Origin of the sequence: Pseudomonas sp. P867 (assembly GCF_019891455.1) — a bacterium.
Lineage (GTDB): Bacteria > Pseudomonadota > Gammaproteobacteria > Pseudomonadales > Pseudomonadaceae > Aquipseudomonas > Aquipseudomonas synxantha_A.
Genome location: NZ_JAFLXB010000001.1, coordinates 537,574 through 552,625 on the forward strand (window position 1 = coordinate 537,574; position 15,052 = coordinate 552,625).

Annotated in this window: 14 protein-coding genes; 6 read left to right on the forward strand and 8 right to left on the reverse strand. The window is 57.6% G+C overall.

From position 1 onward, the window contains the following. Positions 1–26 precede the first annotated feature (26 nt). Positions 27–1,244: an argininosuccinate synthase gene (locus J1G33_RS02395; RefSeq protein ID WP_005785276.1), complete on the forward strand. Its 1,218-nt coding sequence runs from the start codon at positions 27–29 to the stop codon at positions 1,242–1,244. Between the two features lie 632 nt (positions 1,245–1,876). Beyond that, complete coding sequence (locus J1G33_RS02400; protein ID WP_005785278.1) at positions 1,877–2,509, forward strand: response regulator transcription factor; 633 nt, start codon at positions 1,877–1,879, stop codon at positions 2,507–2,509. Positions 2,510–2,591: 82 nt separating this feature from the next. Here J1G33_RS02400 and J1G33_RS02405 read toward each other — a convergent pair whose 3' ends face one another. The 4 genes from J1G33_RS02405 to metG form a co-directional block, all read right to left on the reverse strand. Beyond that, a complete protein-coding gene (locus J1G33_RS02405; protein WP_005785279.1) occupies positions 2,592–2,771 on the reverse strand; it encodes a hypothetical protein in 180 nt (59 codons plus the stop codon). Positions 2,772–2,878: 107 nt separating this feature from the next. Continuing rightward, a complete protein-coding gene (nth, locus tag J1G33_RS02410; protein WP_032877527.1) occupies positions 2,879–3,517 on the reverse strand; it encodes an endonuclease III in 639 nt (212 codons plus the stop codon). Positions 3,518–3,575: 58 nt separating this feature from the next. Then, positions 3,576–4,544, reverse strand: a complete 969-nt coding sequence (gene rsxB / locus J1G33_RS02415; RefSeq protein ID WP_032877526.1) for an electron transport complex subunit RsxB — start codon at positions 4,542–4,544, stop codon at positions 3,576–3,578. Between the two features lie 87 nt (positions 4,545–4,631). Continuing rightward, entirely contained in the window at positions 4,632–6,683 is a 2,052-nt protein-coding gene (gene metG / locus J1G33_RS02420) for a methionine--tRNA ligase (RefSeq protein ID WP_078820415.1), read from the reverse strand. A 172-nt stretch (positions 6,684–6,855) separates the two neighbouring features. On the opposite strand from metG, the gene apbC reads away from it, so the two are divergent. Further along, positions 6,856–7,950 (forward strand): iron-sulfur cluster carrier protein ApbC, encoded by a 1,095-nt coding sequence (gene apbC, locus J1G33_RS02425; RefSeq protein ID WP_032877523.1) that lies wholly within the window; start codon positions 6,856–6,858, stop codon positions 7,948–7,950. Positions 7,951–8,412: 462 nt separating this feature from the next. On the opposite strand, the gene fdxA is transcribed toward apbC, so the two are convergent. The 4 genes from fdxA to J1G33_RS02445 all read right to left on the reverse strand — a co-directional run bounded on the left by fdxA (position 8,413) and on the right by J1G33_RS02445 (position 12,604). Then, complete coding sequence (gene fdxA, locus J1G33_RS02430) at positions 8,413–8,736, reverse strand: ferredoxin FdxA (protein ID WP_003208688.1); 324 nt, start codon at positions 8,734–8,736, stop codon at positions 8,413–8,415. A 142-nt stretch (positions 8,737–8,878) separates the two neighbouring features. Beyond that, the gene (gene mutS / locus J1G33_RS02435; protein ID WP_032877521.1) at positions 8,879–11,470 is read right to left on the reverse strand and encodes a DNA mismatch repair protein MutS; all 2,592 of its coding nucleotides are present in this window, start codon (positions 11,468–11,470) and stop codon (positions 8,879–8,881) included. Positions 11,471–11,751: 281 nt separating this feature from the next. Next, entirely contained in the window at positions 11,752–12,123 is a 372-nt protein-coding gene (locus J1G33_RS02440; protein WP_032877520.1) for a hypothetical protein, read from the reverse strand. Continuing rightward, positions 12,116–12,604: a type II toxin-antitoxin system antitoxin SocA domain-containing protein gene (locus tag J1G33_RS02445; protein WP_032877518.1), complete on the reverse strand. Its 489-nt coding sequence runs from the start codon at positions 12,602–12,604 to the stop codon at positions 12,116–12,118. The genes J1G33_RS02440 and J1G33_RS02445 overlap by 8 nt, the downstream gene beginning before the upstream one ends. Positions 12,605–12,837: 233 nt before the next feature. On the opposite strand from J1G33_RS02445, the gene J1G33_RS02450 reads away from it, so the two are divergent. The 3 genes from J1G33_RS02450 to J1G33_RS02460 all read left to right on the forward strand — a co-directional run bounded on the left by J1G33_RS02450 (position 12,838) and on the right by J1G33_RS02460 (position 15,049). Continuing rightward, positions 12,838–13,581 carry an XRE family transcriptional regulator gene (locus J1G33_RS02450; protein WP_177327421.1) on the forward strand — a complete coding sequence of 248 codons (744 nt, stop codon included), beginning with the start codon at positions 12,838–12,840 and terminating at the stop codon, positions 13,579–13,581. 590 nt (positions 13,582–14,171) lie between these two features. Continuing rightward, positions 14,172–14,510 carry a phage holin family protein gene (locus J1G33_RS02455; protein WP_005785384.1) on the forward strand — a complete coding sequence of 113 codons (339 nt, stop codon included), beginning with the start codon at positions 14,172–14,174 and terminating at the stop codon, positions 14,508–14,510. 23 nt (positions 14,511–14,533) lie between these two features. Then, positions 14,534–15,049, forward strand: a complete 516-nt coding sequence (locus tag J1G33_RS02460) for a hypothetical protein (RefSeq protein WP_078820417.1) — start codon at positions 14,534–14,536, stop codon at positions 15,047–15,049. Positions 15,050–15,052: the final 3 nt, after the last annotated feature.

The window sequence follows — 15,052 nt, forward strand, 5'->3', positions numbered from 1 at the left end:
TCCGTACAACCCCGTGGAGTGATGGCATGGCCGACGTAAACAAGGTCGTTCTCGCGTATTCCGGCGGCCTGGACACTTCGGTGATCCTCAAGTGGCTGCAGGATACTTATAACTGTGAGGTGGTGACCTTCACCGCTGACCTGGGTCAGGGCGAAGAGGTCGAACCTGCACGTGCCAAGGCGCAAGCCATGGGCGTGAAAGAGATCTACATTGACGACCTGCGCGAAGAGTTCGTCCGCGATTTCGTATTCCCGATGTTTCGCGCCAACACTGTCTACGAAGGTGAGTACCTGCTGGGTACCTCCATCGCACGTCCGCTGATCGCCAAACGTCTGATCGAGATCGCCAACGAAACCGGCGCTGATGCCATTTCCCACGGCGCCACTGGCAAGGGCAACGACCAGGTGCGTTTCGAACTGGGTGCCTATGCACTCAAGCCAGGGGTAAAAGTGATCGCCCCTTGGCGTGAATGGGACCTGCTCTCCCGTGAAAAGCTGATGGATTACGCTGAAAAGCACGCGATCCCGATCGAGCGTCATGGCAAGAAGAAGTCGCCGTACTCGATGGACGCCAACCTGCTGCACATCTCCTATGAGGGCGGCGTGCTGGAAGACACCTGGACCGAGCACGAAGAAGACATGTGGAAATGGACCGTCTCCCCGGAGAACGCTCCAGACAAGCCACAGTATCTGGAACTGACTTACCGCAACGGCGACATCGTCGCGTTGGACGGCGTTGAAATGTCTCCGGCCACCGTGCTGGCGACCCTCAACCGTATCGGTGGCCAGCATGGTATCGGCCGTCTCGACATCGTCGAGAACCGCTATGTGGGCATGAAGTCCCGCGGCTGCTATGAAACCCCGGGCGGCACCATCATGCTGCGTGCTCACCGTGCCATCGAATCCATCACCCTGGACCGTGAAGTCGCCCACCTTAAAGACGAGCTGATGCCCAAGTACGCCAGCCTGATCTACACCGGTTACTGGTGGAGCCCTGAGCGTCTGATGCTGCAACAGATGATCGACGCCTCCCAGGCCCACGTGAACGGCGTTGTGCGCCTGAAACTCTACAAGGGCAACGTGATCGTCACGGGTCGTAAATCCGATGAGTCGCTGTTCGACTCCAACATTGCGACGTTTGAAGAAGACGGTGGCGCCTATAACCAGGCGGATGCGGCGGGCTTCATCAAGCTGAACGCCCTGCGTATGCGGATTGCTGCCAACAAGGGGCGCTCGTTGTTCTGAGTGTTGCCTCGGTTGTGAAAAATGGCCCCTTATCCAAGGGGCCATTTTTTTTGCTTGTTTATTATTGGATGAACATAAATAGGGCAATGATGTTTATCAGTGTTTAGCGGGTGCTTGAGTGTGTTTTTTCTGAAACTTTACTGGTTGTTTTACTTTTTTGCGTTTTGTTTTTAACGCTGAATGATTTTTTACATCTGCTGAGGAACTATGTCTGACAGAAAATTCACTCATGTAACTGCAATAGCGAGGTTATTCGTTGAATTTTCTGTAGGAATTATGGAAATCTATAAATATGTTAAATGGAACTAATACAGACGGGCTTTACTTGTCGTTCTGCGTGCAGCCAGGCTCCAGGCAAGGGGTATTTCCTGAAAGTCTTGTGCGGTGCGTTTACCTTCATAGGCTTATGCCAAGGACATTTCACTCAAAATATGTGCGCGTCGAGAAAAGTCTGAAAGCATCCATAAAGCCCTATACATCTAAGTTTGCGATTTTTTGTAGGCTAATTCCTATCTTCCTGTGGGTTGGGTCTCTCCCTGCCGTTGCTCGGGGTGGAATGCTATGCCAACTAGTAATCGACTAGGCTATTGTGTTTGCTCTAAATAATTCGAACAGCGAAATTGGACTTTCTCATGAATAAAGTGCTGATCGTGGATGATCATCCCGTCATTCGTCTTGCTGTGCGCATGCTAATGGAGCGTCATGGTTATGAGGTCGTTGCCGAGACCGATAACGGTGTCGATGCGTTGCAACTTGCACGGGAACACATGCCGGATATTGTGATACTGGATATCGGAATCCCCAAGCTCGACGGCCTGGAGGTGATTTGCCGGTTGGCTTCAACCAAGCAAGCCATATCGTTCAAGGTGCTGGTGCTGACGTCCCAGGCCCCTGGCCATTTTTCCATGCGCTGCATGCAGGCAGGGGCGGCCGGCTATGTCTGCAAGCAGCAGGATCTTACCGAGTTGTTGAGCGCCATCAAGGCGGTGCTCTCCGGCTACAGCTACTTCCCGAACCAGGCGCTCAATTCAGTGCGTTCAACCATGGGCAACGCCAGCGAAGCTGAAATGGTTGAACGCTTGTCGGGGCGAGAGATGATGGTGCTGCAGCAACTGGCACGTGGCAAAACCAACAAGGAGATTGCCGACGGCATGTTCCTCAGTAACAAAACCGTCAGTACCTACAAGACTCGCCTGCTACTCAAGCTCAATGCCCGCTCCCTTGTGGACCTGATCGAGTTGGCCCAGCGCAACGGCTTGGTGTAGGAGGACGTTGCACCGCTCAAAACCCGTGTATCCGGCAGAAAAAAGCCTCCGTCAGGGAGGCTTCCGGTCGTTCACGCATCGATCACAGATCGAAGTCGTAATCGGCCAGCTGTTTTTGCAAGCGTCGCTCTTCCAGAAGATTGTCGATAGTGCGACGTTTGCTCAAATTGGTCTTGGCTACCTCTACAGGTGTCTCTACCGCGTCCTCATCCGACTCAGCGAGGTCGTCTTCCACTTCCAGTTGTTCTTTGCCAGCGCTCATAAGATTAACTCCGGGCTAAGACTGCCATTGGGGCTCCTTATAGCGATAATCTGCGAACGGGTAAAAAAGATTTTTTCAATCGACTGATCAAAAAAATCAATGGTCGCTCAATCGTCGGACGTCTTGTCCTTGTATTCACACAGATCTTCGATGCGACAGCTGCCGCAGCGGGGCTTGCGAGCCTGGCAAACGTAGCGCCCATGCAGGATCAGCCAATGATGGGAGTCGAGCAAATACGGCTTGGGCACGAACTTCATCAGTTGCTTTTCCACCTCGACCACATTTTTGCCCCGCGCAATGCCGGTTCGGTTACTGACCCGGAAGATGTGCGTATCCACAGCCATGGTCAACTGCCGGAATGCGGTATTGAGTACCACGTTGGCCGTTTTGCGGCCCACCCCTGGCAAGGCTTCCAGGGCTTCGCGCGTTTTCGGGACTTCACCACCATGCAGCTCTACCAGCAGGCGGCACGTTTCGATCACATTCTTGGCCTTGCTGTTATACAGGCCGATGGTCTTGATGTACTCGGACAAACCTTCCACACCCAGGGCGTAAATCGCGGCCGGGGTATTGGCCACGGGATACAGCTTCGCCGTGGCCTTGTTGACACCGACGTCCGTGGATTGGGCTGACAGGATCACCGCAATCAGTAATTCGAAAGGGGAGGAGTAGGCCAGTTCGGTTTTCGGTTCCGGATTGTCTTCATGAAACCTGCGGAAGATTTCCAGGCGTTTTGCGGCATTCATAGGGGCGGACGTTTCCTTGCTGGCGGTCGACGTGATGTTAGCAATGCAAAGCGCAGGTTCAGGCGTCGGTGTTGGCCTCGGCATCCTGCAGCGTCTGCTCGGCGGCGTTCAACGCAGCGCTCAAGGCTGCCAGTTGCTGCTCGCCAGCCTGCTCGGCCTGGGCCTTTTTCAACTCGGCTCGGCGCATGGCCAGTTGGATTTTTGCACGCTTGAGGTCGGCGCTCTTGGGGGGCGTTGTCGGCGGCGCACTGTTGGCCTCCAGCGCGGCAAGCGCCTGTTCGCAAGCCTCGAACTGCCGTTGCAGCATAATCAATTGCGACTGTTGCTCAAAGGTCGGGGGATGCCCAAACGCCTTCAACGATTTGTGCAATTGAGCGCGACTCATGGTGACGCTGATTTTGGCCTGCTTGATCGCGGCGTCCTGAGCGGCCTGATGATTATTGACCTGTGTCGTTTCCACCGCAGCTGCGCGTTTGGCCCGTGTCAGGCGTTCGGCGAGCTTGCAGGCTTCCTCACGTTGCAGGCGGGCGTTGCGTTGTTCGAAACGCCGTCGCGCCCGATCACGTTTGAGGTCGCGTTCACGCCGCTCGTCATCGGTGCCTGCCAAGCCGCCCACGATAGGCAGTACGTCAGCGAGCGCACGCATCTCGATACAGTCGACGGGGCAGGGGGCGACACAGAGGTCGCAACCGGTGCACTCGTCGGTAATCACGGTGTGCATCAGCTTGGCGGCGCCCACAATGGCGTCCACCGGGCAAGCCTGGATGCATTTGGTACAACCGATGCATTCGGCCTCACGGATATAGGCAATCTGCGCGGGCGCTTCCCCGCGGCTGGTGTCCAGGTCCAGCACTGGCAGGTGCAGCAGTTGCGCAAGCCCGGCGATAGTTTCCTGCCCACCGGGCGGGCACTTGTTGATGGCCTCGCCCCTGGCGATGCCTTCTGCATAAGGCTTGCAACCCGGGTGCCCGCACTTGCCGCATTGAGTCTGCGGCAGCAGCGCGTCGATACGTTGAATGAGGTTCATGCTGTGATCATAGCGTTGACGCCCGGCCCAGGGAGGTGGGCAAGCTGAAAAGCCCCGCCGTGGCAACAGCGGGGCATTTTGCAGGAATTACTTGATGCGTTGGCCCGGCTTGGCGCCGCTGTCGGGGCTCAGCAGGTAGATTTCTTCGCCGCCAGGGCCCGCCGCCATCACCATGCCTTCGGAAATGCCAAACTTCATTTTCCGTGGCTTGAGGTTGGCGATCATCATGGTCAGGCGCCCATCGAGCTTGGACGGGTCCGGGTAAGCGCTCTTGATCCCGGAGAACACGTTGCGCTGTTCGTCACCGATATCCAATGTCAGGCGCAGCAACTTGTCGGCGCCCTCCACGGCTTCGGCCTTGATAATCAGTGCTACGCGCAGGTCCACGGCGGCAAAGGCGTCGAAATCGATTTCCGGAGAAATCGGGTCCTTGGCCAGTTCGCCATTGCCCGCAGGCGCAGATTGGCCGGTATCGGTCTGGCTGGCGACCAGGTCTTCCTTCGAAGCATCGGTCATGGCCTGGACTTTCACCGGGTCAATGCGGGTCATCAAGGGCTTGAACGCGTTCAACTGATGATTACCGAGCAAGGTGGCGTGATCGTTCCAGGTCAGCGGCGCCACATTCAGGAACGCCTCGGCATCGGCGGCCAGCAATGGCAGCACCGGCTTGAGGAAGATCACCAACTGGCGGAACAGATTGACGCCGGTGGCGCAGATAGCCTGAACCTCAGCTTCCTTGCCTTCCTGCTTGTTCAGCGACCACGGGGCCTTGTCGGCGATCCAGGCGTTGGCACGGTCGGCCAGGCCCATGATTTCGCGCATGGCGCGGGCGAAGTCGCGGGCCTCATAGGCGTCGGCGATGCTTGGTGCGGCGGCCAGGAAGGCGTCGGTCAGTTCCGGTGCGGCGTTCTCGGCTACCAGTACACCGGCGTTGCCCTTGTGGATAAACCCGGCGCAACGGCTGGCGATGTTGACGACTTTACCCACCAGATCCGAGTTGACCTTCTGTACGAAGTCTTCCAGGTTCAGGTCCAGGTCGTCGACACCCCGGCCCAGCTTGGATGCGTAGTAGTAGCGCAGGTATTCAGGCGACAGGTGGTCCAGGTAGGTGCGCGCCTTGATAAAGGTGCCACGGGACTTGGACATTTTCTGCCCGTTCACCGTCAGGTAGCCGTGCACGGCAATGCCGGTCGGCTTGCGGTAGCCCGAGCCTTCAAGCATCGCCGGCCAGAACAGCGCGTGGAAGTTGACGATGTCCTTGCCGATGAAGTGGTACAGCTCGGCAGTGGAGTCCTTGCCCCAGAACGCGTCGAAGTCCAGCTCCGGGGTGCGGTCGCACAGGTTCTTGAAGCTGGCCATGTAGCCGATCGGCGCGTCCAGCCATACATAGAAGTACTTGCCCGGCTCGCCCGGGATCTCGAAGCCGAAGTATGGCGCGTCGCGGGAGATGTCCCACTGCTGCAGGCCACTGTCGAGCCATTCGGAGAGTTTGTTGGCCACGGCGTCCTGCAAGGTACCGCTGCGCGTCCAGGTTTGCAGCATTTGCTGGAAATCCGGGAGCTTGAAGAAGAAGTGCTGCGAGTCCTTGAGCACCGGAGTGGCACCGGAGATCGCCGACTTGGGATCCTTCAGGTCGGTCGGTGCGTAGGTCGCGCCGCATTTTTCGCAGTTGTCGCCGTACTGGTCTTCGGTGCCGCATTTGGGGCAGGTGCCCTTGATGAAGCGGTCGGCCAGGAACATCTTCTTTTCCGGGTCGAAATACTGGGTCACCGAACGTTGGTCGATGTGCCCGGCTTCCTTCAACCGCAGGTAGATCTGGCTCGACAACTCGCGGTTTTCGTCGGAGTGGGTCGAATGGAAGTTGTCGAAGTCCACCAGGAACTCGGCAAAGTCGGCGCTGTGTTCAGCCTGCACGTTGGCGATCAGTTGTTCCGGGGTGATACCTTCCTTTTCGGCGCGCAACATGATGGCCGAACCGTGGGCGTCGTCCGCGCAGACATAAATGCATTGATTGCCGCGATGCTTCTGGAAGCGCACCCACATATCGGTCTGGATGTACTCAAGCATATGGCCAAGATGGATGGAACCATTGGCATAGGGCAGGGCGCTGGTGACGAGGATCTTGCGTGGCTCGGACATGGGGCTCGGCTACTTGATGAAACGGAGGTCGGCCACTATAAAGCGCCGGGAAATTTATTTCACCCCGTGACGCTGTTTCAGAATCTTCCGGAACCTCGAAAGCGTGCCGTTCAACCGCCGGAACGGTTAGGATAGCCGCCTGTTTCAGTCAGTCTTTTTTCGGGAGTAGCCCATGAGCGCCGTCAATCGCGCAGCGGTGGAAGCCGTTCTTCGCCAGTACACCGACCCTTATTTGAACCAGGACCCGGTCAGTGCCGGTTGTGTGCGCAGCATCGAGGTCCAGGGCGACCAGGTGTCGGTACAGATGCAACTGGGCTATGCCGCAGGCTTGTTCAAACGCGGCTGGGCGCAGATGCTCCAAATGGCCATTGAGGGCATCGACGGCGTGGGTTCGGCCAAGGTCGATATCCAATGCGTGATCGCCCCGCACAAGGCCCAGGCGCAGATCCCGGGCCTGGCCAACGTCAAGAACGTGGTGGCGGTGGCCTCCGGCAAGGGTGGCGTGGGCAAATCCACCACCGCGGCCAACCTGGCCCTGGCCCTGGCCCGCGAAGGCGCGCGGGTGGGGATTCTCGACGCCGATATCTACGGCCCAAGCCAAGGCGTGATGTTCGGCATCGCCGAAGGCACGCGGCCGAAGGTCAAGGATCAGAAATGGTTTGTACCCATCGAGTCGCTCGGTGTGGAAGTGATGTCCATGGCCTTTCTTACCGATGACAACACGCCGATGGTCTGGCGCGGGCCGATGGTTTCCGGGGCGTTGCTGCAATTGGTCACACAGACCGCCTGGGGCGACCTCGATTACCTGGTGATCGACATGCCGCCAGGCACCGGCGACATCCAGCTGACCCTGGCGCAAAAAGTGCCGGTGGCCGGTGCGGTGATCGTCACCACGCCTCAGGACCTCGCGCTGCTGGACGCCAGGAAAGGCGTCGAGATGTTCCGCAAGGTCAATATCCCGGTGCTCGGCGTCGTGGAAAACATGGCGGTGCACATCTGCTCCAACTGTGGTCACGCCGAGCATCTGTTCGGTGAAGGTGGGGGCGAAAAGCTCGCGACCCAATACGGTGTCGAGCTGCTCGCTTCGTTGCCGCTGGCGATGGGCATTCGTGAACAGGCAGATGGTGGCAAACCAACCGTGGCGTCCGAACCGGACGGGCAGGTCGCGATGATCTACCAGGAACTGGCCCGGCATGTCGGCGCGAGAATTGTCTTGCAGGAAGCTGCTGCGCCGGCGATGCCGACCATTACTGTCAGTGACGACTGATGCCTTTCAACAGTAAGCGGTGGGGGGCAATGAGGCTTATTGCCCTTTTCCGCAATTGTGCGTGTAAGCATTTGCTTACCTTTGCGTAAGCGATCGGTTTTTTTATCATGCATGGACGTCTCGATTTTTTTGAGACTTTTTTCATCTCATTGAAAAACAAGACTTATTTATCTGTGTTTAGGTGTCAGAGCGTGCCAGTCGATCGAACCGGGTCGCGTTGAACTTATCTTCGAACCCTCTAACATCAGCCCTGTGTCCACGGATTGACACAGCCATCAAGGAACGATGGTTTGAAGGAACGTCGCAGGATGCGATTCATCAGGATGATGAAAAGGAATACAGGGACTAGGGAAAAAATGTGGGCGGGTCATACCGCCCCTTTTTTCGCCTGTAGAAAAGTAAAACGCTCCCATCATAAACGCAAAAAGGCCCGCAAGGGGCCTTTTGGGGGCGGCGACGCTATCAGCGTTCGAGGTCTGCAATCTTACCTTTTTTGCCATCCCACTCCGCTGCATCGGGCATCGGGTCTTTGCGCTCGGTGATATTCGGCCAGATTTCCGCCAACTCGACGTTCAGCTGAATAAACTCCTGCATCTCCGCAGGCACTTCGTCCTCGGAGAAAATCGCGACGGCCGGGCATTCTGGTTCACACAGGGCGCAGTCGATGCACTCATCCGGGTGAATAACCAGGAAGTTCGGGCCTTCGTAGAAGCAGTCCACCGGACACACTTCTACGCAGTCGGTGTACTTGCACTTGATGCAGTTGTCGGTGACGACGAAGGTCATTTCTAATTTTCTCCTCAGGCGGCGGCAGCGAAACCCCTTGTGGTGGGGTTCGCGAGGTTTGAGAGCGATAGTCTGCGGACCAGGCTAAAAGCCCGCAGCATCCCAAACCGCGCGAGATTCTATCAGCTTGCAAGCGTCTGCGTTATATCCGAGTCTTCAGTGCATATAACATTTCGAGCGCTTTACGCGGCGTCAAGTCATCCAGATCAAGCTTTGCCAACTCATCCAGCACCGGATGGGGCAGGCTGGCGAACATATCGCTCTGGTGCGGCGCGGCGGGTTTCTTGCTGGCCTTGGCAGGGCTGGCGACCACGGTTTCATGGGGCAGGGCTGTGGTTTCCAGGCGGCTGAGGTGTTCGCGGGCGCGAGTAATCACGTCATTCGGCACGCCGGCCAACTGTGCTACGGCCAAGCCATAGCTCTGGCTCGCCGGCCCTGGCAGCACATGGTGCAGGAACACGATGCGCTCATTGTGCTCGGTGGCATTGAGATGCACGTTGGCCACCAGTGGCTCGCTTTCCGGCAACACCGTGAGTTCGAAGTAGTGCGTGGCAAACAGTGTATAAGCGCGCAAATGCGCCAGGCGTTCGGCCGCCGCCCAAGCCAGGGACAGGCCGTCGAAGGTGCTGGTGCCGCGACCCACTTCGTCCATCAGCACGAGACTGCGCTCGGTAGCGTTGTGCAGGATGTTGGCGGTCTCGCTCATTTCCACCATAAAGGTCGAACGGCCACCCGCCAGGTCATCACTGGAGCCGATCCGCGTGAAGATGCGGTCCACCAGGGACAGCTCGCAACTGGCCGCCGGCACAAAACTGCCGATATGGGCCAACAACACAATCAACGCGGTCTGGCGCATATAGGTGGATTTACCACCCATGTTCGGACCGGTGATCACCAACATGCGGGTATCGTCGTCCAGCGACAGGTCGTTGGCGACGAACGGCGTGGTCAATACCTGCTCCACCACCGGGTGGCGACCTTGCACAATGCGCATGCATGGCTCGCTGACAAACCGTGGGCAGTTCAGGTCAAGGTTCAGCGCTCGTTCGGCGAGGTTGCTCAGTACATCCAGCTCCGCCAGGGCGGCCGCAGTGTCCTGCAATGGCGCCAAACGGCTGATCAAATCCTCGAGCAAGGCTTCGTAAAGCATCTTTTCCCGGGCCAGGGCGCGGCTTTTGGCTGACAGCGCCTTGTCTTCGAACTCCTTGAGCTCTGGGGTGATAAAACGCTCGGCACCCTTGAGCGTCTGGCGGCGTTGATAATCGATAGGCGCCGACTCCGCTTGCTTGCTCGGCAACTCAATAAAGTAGCCATGCACGCGGTTGTAGCCCACCTTCAGGTTAGCCAGACCGGTGCGGGCTTTTTCGCGGGCTTCCAGGTCGATCAGGAACTGGCCGGCGTTTTCGCTCAGGGACTGCAGCTCATCCAGCTCGCTGTCGTAGCCGGTTTTCAACACGCCGCCATCACGGATGATCGCGGGCGGGTTGTCGATGATGGCTTTTTCCAGCAGCGCCGCGAGGTCCGGGTAAGTGCCGGCAGTCACCGCCAGCTGTTGCAAGTGAGGCGTGTCCAACTCAGTCATTGCCAGTTGCAACTGCGGCAGGGCGCTCAAGGCATCACGAAGGCGCGCCAGGTCGCGGGGTCGTGCATTGCGCAGGCCGATCCGCGCCAGGATACGCTCGATATCACCGATTTCTTTGAGTTGCGGCTGCAGCTTTTCAAAGCGATAGCCATCGAGCAGGCAGGTAATAGAGGTTTGACGCGCTTGCAGCACGGTCAAGTCCCGCAGCGGACGGTTCAGCCAACGAGTCAGCAAGCGACTGCCCATCGCGGTCTGGCAGCGGTCGACCACCGATTGCAGGGTGTTATCGCGCCCGCCGGCCAGGTTGGTATCCAATTCCAGGTTGCGACGGCTGGCGCCATCGAGCACCACGGTATCGTCCAGGCGTTCATGACGCAGACTGCGCAAGTGGGGCAGGGCGGTGCGCTGGGTTTCCTTCGCGTAGCTGAGCAGGCAGCCAGCAGCGCCGATGGCCAGGGTCAGCGTTTCACAGCCAAAACCTTTAAGGTCCTGCACCGAGAACTGCTGGCACAGACTTTTCAGCGCCGAATCACGCTCGAAATCCCACGGCGCACGACGCTTGGTCCCACGACGTTTCTCCGCCGGTAAGTCCTTGGGCCAATCATCCGGGATCAACAACTCCACCGGGTTGATACGCTCCAGCTCCGCCAGCAGGTTCTCCCAGCCCTTGATCTCCAGCACGCTGAAGTTGCCGCTGGTGATATCCAGCACCGACAGGCCGAACAGACGCTCATCGCCCAACACCGCAGCGATCAGGTTATCGCGACGCTCATCCAGCAGTGCCTCATCACTCACCGTGCCCGGCGTAATAATGCGCACCACCTGACGTTCCACCGGCCCTTTACTGGTAGCCGGGTCGCCGATCTGCTCACAGATCACCACCGACTCGCCCAGCTTCACCAGCTTGACCAGGTAGCCTTCCAACGAGTGATAAGGAATCCCACACATCGGAATCGACTGCCCCGCCGACTGCCCGCGCGCGGTCAGGGTAATGTCCAGCAGCTTGGCGGCCTTCTTCGCATCTTCATAGAAGATCTCGTAGAAGTCGCCCATGCGATAGAACATCAACTGATCAGGGTGCTGGTTTTTCAGGCGCCAGTACTGCTGCATCATCGGGGTGTGGGAGGACAGGTCTGAAGTGTTTTTACTCATTGGGTAGTAGGCAAATTCGTTGAAAGTGATGGGGCAAAGGGGGCGCTTGGCCCAGCATTTTTTGCGATGGGGGCAAGGTTAACACGCGAGGTCGGCCCTTCGCAGGTCGCAAACGGCCAGGTAAAACGCGAAAGCGGCGTCGCCTCAAGAAGCTCCCTCGCCACAGGTTAGCGGTTTAATCAGGCATTGCAGCAGCGTTAAACAATCCGGTCAGTGCCTGGAAGATGATGAGCTGACTTTTCATATCTCAATGCAGGATGCAGATCGTGAATACGACCAAGCTATTTGGATCTACGCCCACTGGCCGGAAACAACCCTCTGATCACCCCAAGAAACGCCGCAAACAAGTTGATTGAAGTCGCCGTAGTGATGGCAATCAATACATTGTCCGAGAACGGCGCTTTACCCGAGTAATACGTCGACCAGCCATTCCACACCAGCAGGACCGCCCAGAAGATCACGCCGCAGGCAGCAAACCAAAACGCACGCCCCGCATACTTCTTGCGCAGTTGCCGCTCGGCTTTCTGGTCTTTGAGGTTCTGGCTTCTTTCATCGTCGGTGCCTATGGCTTGCTCGCCACCGGCCTGGGAGTCCTGGTCAGGCCCTGCCACGGGGGGCAGGGTGAGTTCCAGGTTGTCGAGTTCTTCACTCACGGATACGGCTCTTTGGGTGAATGAGTGCTGCCATGTCTTCCCAGTCTATGGCGGAGCCGTCGGCGCCCTTGAGGGCCCAGGCTGTGCCGTCCTCGTGGGACAGGTTGGACAGTTGGGTGCCGGACCATTTGCCGTATTTGTTAATGATCCGGTCAATCAAACGATGGGTATAGGTATCGCTCTCCGGAACCCTCGGTGTAACGAAGACAATGTCTTCGGCGTCGGGCTTCAGGTTGCTGAGCAGTGAGGTCACCGGGCGATTACCGTAGGATTTCAGCTCATGGTAAAGCGACGGAATGACCGGGCCATATTGCCAGCGGGCGAAGTGGTCATCCATCAGGGGCTGGTCTCGCTCGCGCAAATGCCAGGACTGTGTATAGAACAGCAGTTTCTGCAGCTTCATCGGGGTCAGGCCCGAAACCTTGCCTTCCTTCGCGCGTTCAATGAAGGCGTTAGCAACAGCTAGCGCTGAATAAGCCATGAGCACCTCCGTCGTTGCTGGCTAGGTGATTGACGAGTTTTATACATAGCCCCTGAATTGTCGATAAGCAAGGGAGGCTGTTCATTTGCCGCGTCTTACCTCAGGCGCTCGCAATAATAGTGAGTATTTAACTGTCTGGATATACAGTATTTTGTTTCAGGCTAAACAAAATTGGATGTTTAATGCATAAATATGCAAATTAGCATTTGCCAACCTTAAAAACTCCCGTCACTATCCGCGTTATGCAAAAACGCAATGTTTCTATCGTTTTAAGAGAGCTGCTGGATCGCGACCGGATCTCCCCCACGGAGCTTCATCGGCGCACCGGCGTGCCTCAATCCACACTGTCCCGGATCCTCAGCGGCAAGATCGTTGATCCGTCGGATAAACACATCTCCCGTATCGCCGAGTATTTTCGCGTGAGCACCGACCAACTGCGCGGGCGCGCTGCGGTGGGAGCCTTGCGCGATGACGGGCGCGACCCGATGCATTCGGAACTCAAGGACATAAGCCTGTGGGACGACGACACCCCCGTCAATGATGACGAGGTGTCGATCCCCTTTCTGCGCGAGGTTGAATTGGCTGCTGGATCAGGAAGATTCGTCATCGAGGAAAGCGAGAAGGCCAGCCTGCGGTTCGGCAAGCGCAGTCTGCGGCATAACGGCGTGCAGTTCGACCAGGCCAAGTGCGTGACGGTACGCGGCAACAGCATGTTGCCGGTACTGCGCGACGGCGCCACGGTTGGCGTGAACGCCGGTAAAAGCGGCATTGGCGATATCGTCGATGGTGATCTGTATGCCATCAATCACAACGGCCAGCTGCGAGTTAAACAGCTCTACCGCCTGCCTTCCGGGATTCGCCTGCGCAGTTTCAACCGTGATGAGCATCCGGATGAGGACTACAGCTTCCAGGATATCCAGGATGAGCAGATCAGCATCCTCGGTCATGTTTTCTGGTGGGGCATGTACGCCCGCTAACCCCCTCGCGTAAGACGAAACCCGCCCATGAGCGGGTTTTTTTTCGCCCCGAAAAAACCGGCAAACCCCATGCTGGCAAGGCCTTAAATGCATTTGTGCATTTCCATAGCAAAAATAAATGCATTGATGCATTGACTGTATATGCATACATGCATATTCTCCATCTCAAGCCAGCCAACAAGGCCTGGTGGAGGTGGCAAGGATGCTGCCAAGGAAGACAAGGAAGGCACGCAACATCGGCAAGGACGCCATCGAAGCGATGGCAGGGATGCCAGGCAATACCGGCAAGGATGCCGACGCTCTTTAGTTTCAACGCTTCAAAAACAGGCAGCGATGAACCGGCCTTGACGGTTCAGAGGGTTGGCAACTGACCCGGGTGTGCAGCGTAAAGCACCAGAAGCAGTTATCCGGCAGACAGGGATCGTGGTCGGAAAAACATCGAGGAAAGGACCGTACCGCGCCAGTAGCGCCGAAAGTCCGAGGACAGCATTACTGAAAAGCCCGGGCAACCGGGCTTTTTGGAATGCCTACCTATCGAAGCATCTGTAAATGAAATATGGATTATTAAATGCTCAGCCAGGAGGCGTGACATGACAAATGAACAGCAAGCGTTAGCGGAAATGCCTATCTGGCTGGTCATCGTATTGGCCGTGATCGGCGGCGTATCCGGCGAGATGTGGCGCGCCGATAAGGAAGGGGCTCGCGGTTGGTCGCTGATCCGACGCCTGGCCCTGCGTTCCGGGGCGTGCATGGTCTGCGGGGTTTCGGCTCTGATGCTGTGCTACGCAGCGGGGATGTCGATCTGGACCGCCGGCGCCATTGGTTGCCTGACCGCCATGGCCGGTGCCGACGTGGCTATCGGCCTTTATGAGCGGTGGGCGGCCAAGCGCATCGGGATCAACCAAGGCTCCCGCCAGGACCCGCAGTAATCGTTGCAAGGACGCTACATAAAATGACGCTTATCGAAAAGCCATCCCAACTGCCCCAGGCCGTGGGCGCTGCGCTGCATGCAGCCTTCCCGGACCTCAAGGTCGGCAGTCATCAGGACTTCCAGGGCGACACTGAAAAAACCGGTGTGCAGGTCACAGTCGAAGGCAATGGCCCGGGCATTCGCTCTCGCGAAGGGCGCAAGGCTCACGTGCTGAGCATTTCACTCAGGGCCATGGTCGCCCCCGGGGCATTGCCGTTCGATGCCTGCGACCTGGCCAGCCAACTCATGGACCTTGTGCTGGATAACCGTTGGGACCTGCCCCAGGCACAGTGCGATTTGCCCGCAAATATCGTCGCCGCTCCGGCTGTGCGCAGCACCCTTGATGCGGACTACGACACCTGGACGGTTTCCTTCACTCAAACCCTCTATCTGGGGCCGCCGTTACTTGAAGATCCTACAGGCCAGCCGCTGTTTGCCTGCACCTGGGACGTCTCCAACATCGACGACCCGGCCCAATACAAACCACTGGCGGAGTAGCCC

Coding starts and splice junctions, on each gene's coding strand:
- J1G33_RS02395 (WP_005785276.1), top strand. CDS start 27: ATGGCCGACGTAAACAAGGTCGTTCTCGCGTATTCCGGCGGCCTGGAC.
- J1G33_RS02455 (WP_005785384.1), top strand. CDS start 14,172: ATGACAAATGAACAGCAAGCGTTAGCGGAAATGCCTATCTGGCTGGTC.
- J1G33_RS02445 (WP_032877518.1), bottom strand. CDS start 12,604: ATGGCTTATTCAGCGCTAGCTGTTGCTAACGCCTTCATTGAACGCGCG.
- J1G33_RS02460 (WP_078820417.1), top strand. CDS start 14,534: ATGACGCTTATCGAAAAGCCATCCCAACTGCCCCAGGCCGTGGGCGCT.
- J1G33_RS02405 (WP_005785279.1), bottom strand. CDS start 2,771: ATGAGCGCTGGCAAAGAACAACTGGAAGTGGAAGACGACCTCGCTGAG.
- metG (WP_078820415.1), bottom strand. CDS start 6,683: ATGTCCGAGCCACGCAAGATCCTCGTCACCAGCGCCCTGCCCTATGCC.
- J1G33_RS02400 (WP_005785278.1), top strand. CDS start 1,877: ATGAATAAAGTGCTGATCGTGGATGATCATCCCGTCATTCGTCTTGCT.
- rsxB (WP_032877526.1), bottom strand. CDS start 4,544: ATGAACCTCATTCAACGTATCGACGCGCTGCTGCCGCAGACTCAATGC.
- apbC (WP_032877523.1), top strand. CDS start 6,856: ATGAGCGCCGTCAATCGCGCAGCGGTGGAAGCCGTTCTTCGCCAGTAC.
- fdxA (WP_003208688.1), bottom strand. CDS start 8,736: ATGACCTTCGTCGTCACCGACAACTGCATCAAGTGCAAGTACACCGAC.
- mutS (WP_032877521.1), bottom strand. CDS start 11,470: ATGAGTAAAAACACTTCAGACCTGTCCTCCCACACCCCGATGATGCAG.
- nth (WP_032877527.1), bottom strand. CDS start 3,517: ATGAATGCCGCAAAACGCCTGGAAATCTTCCGCAGGTTTCATGAAGAC.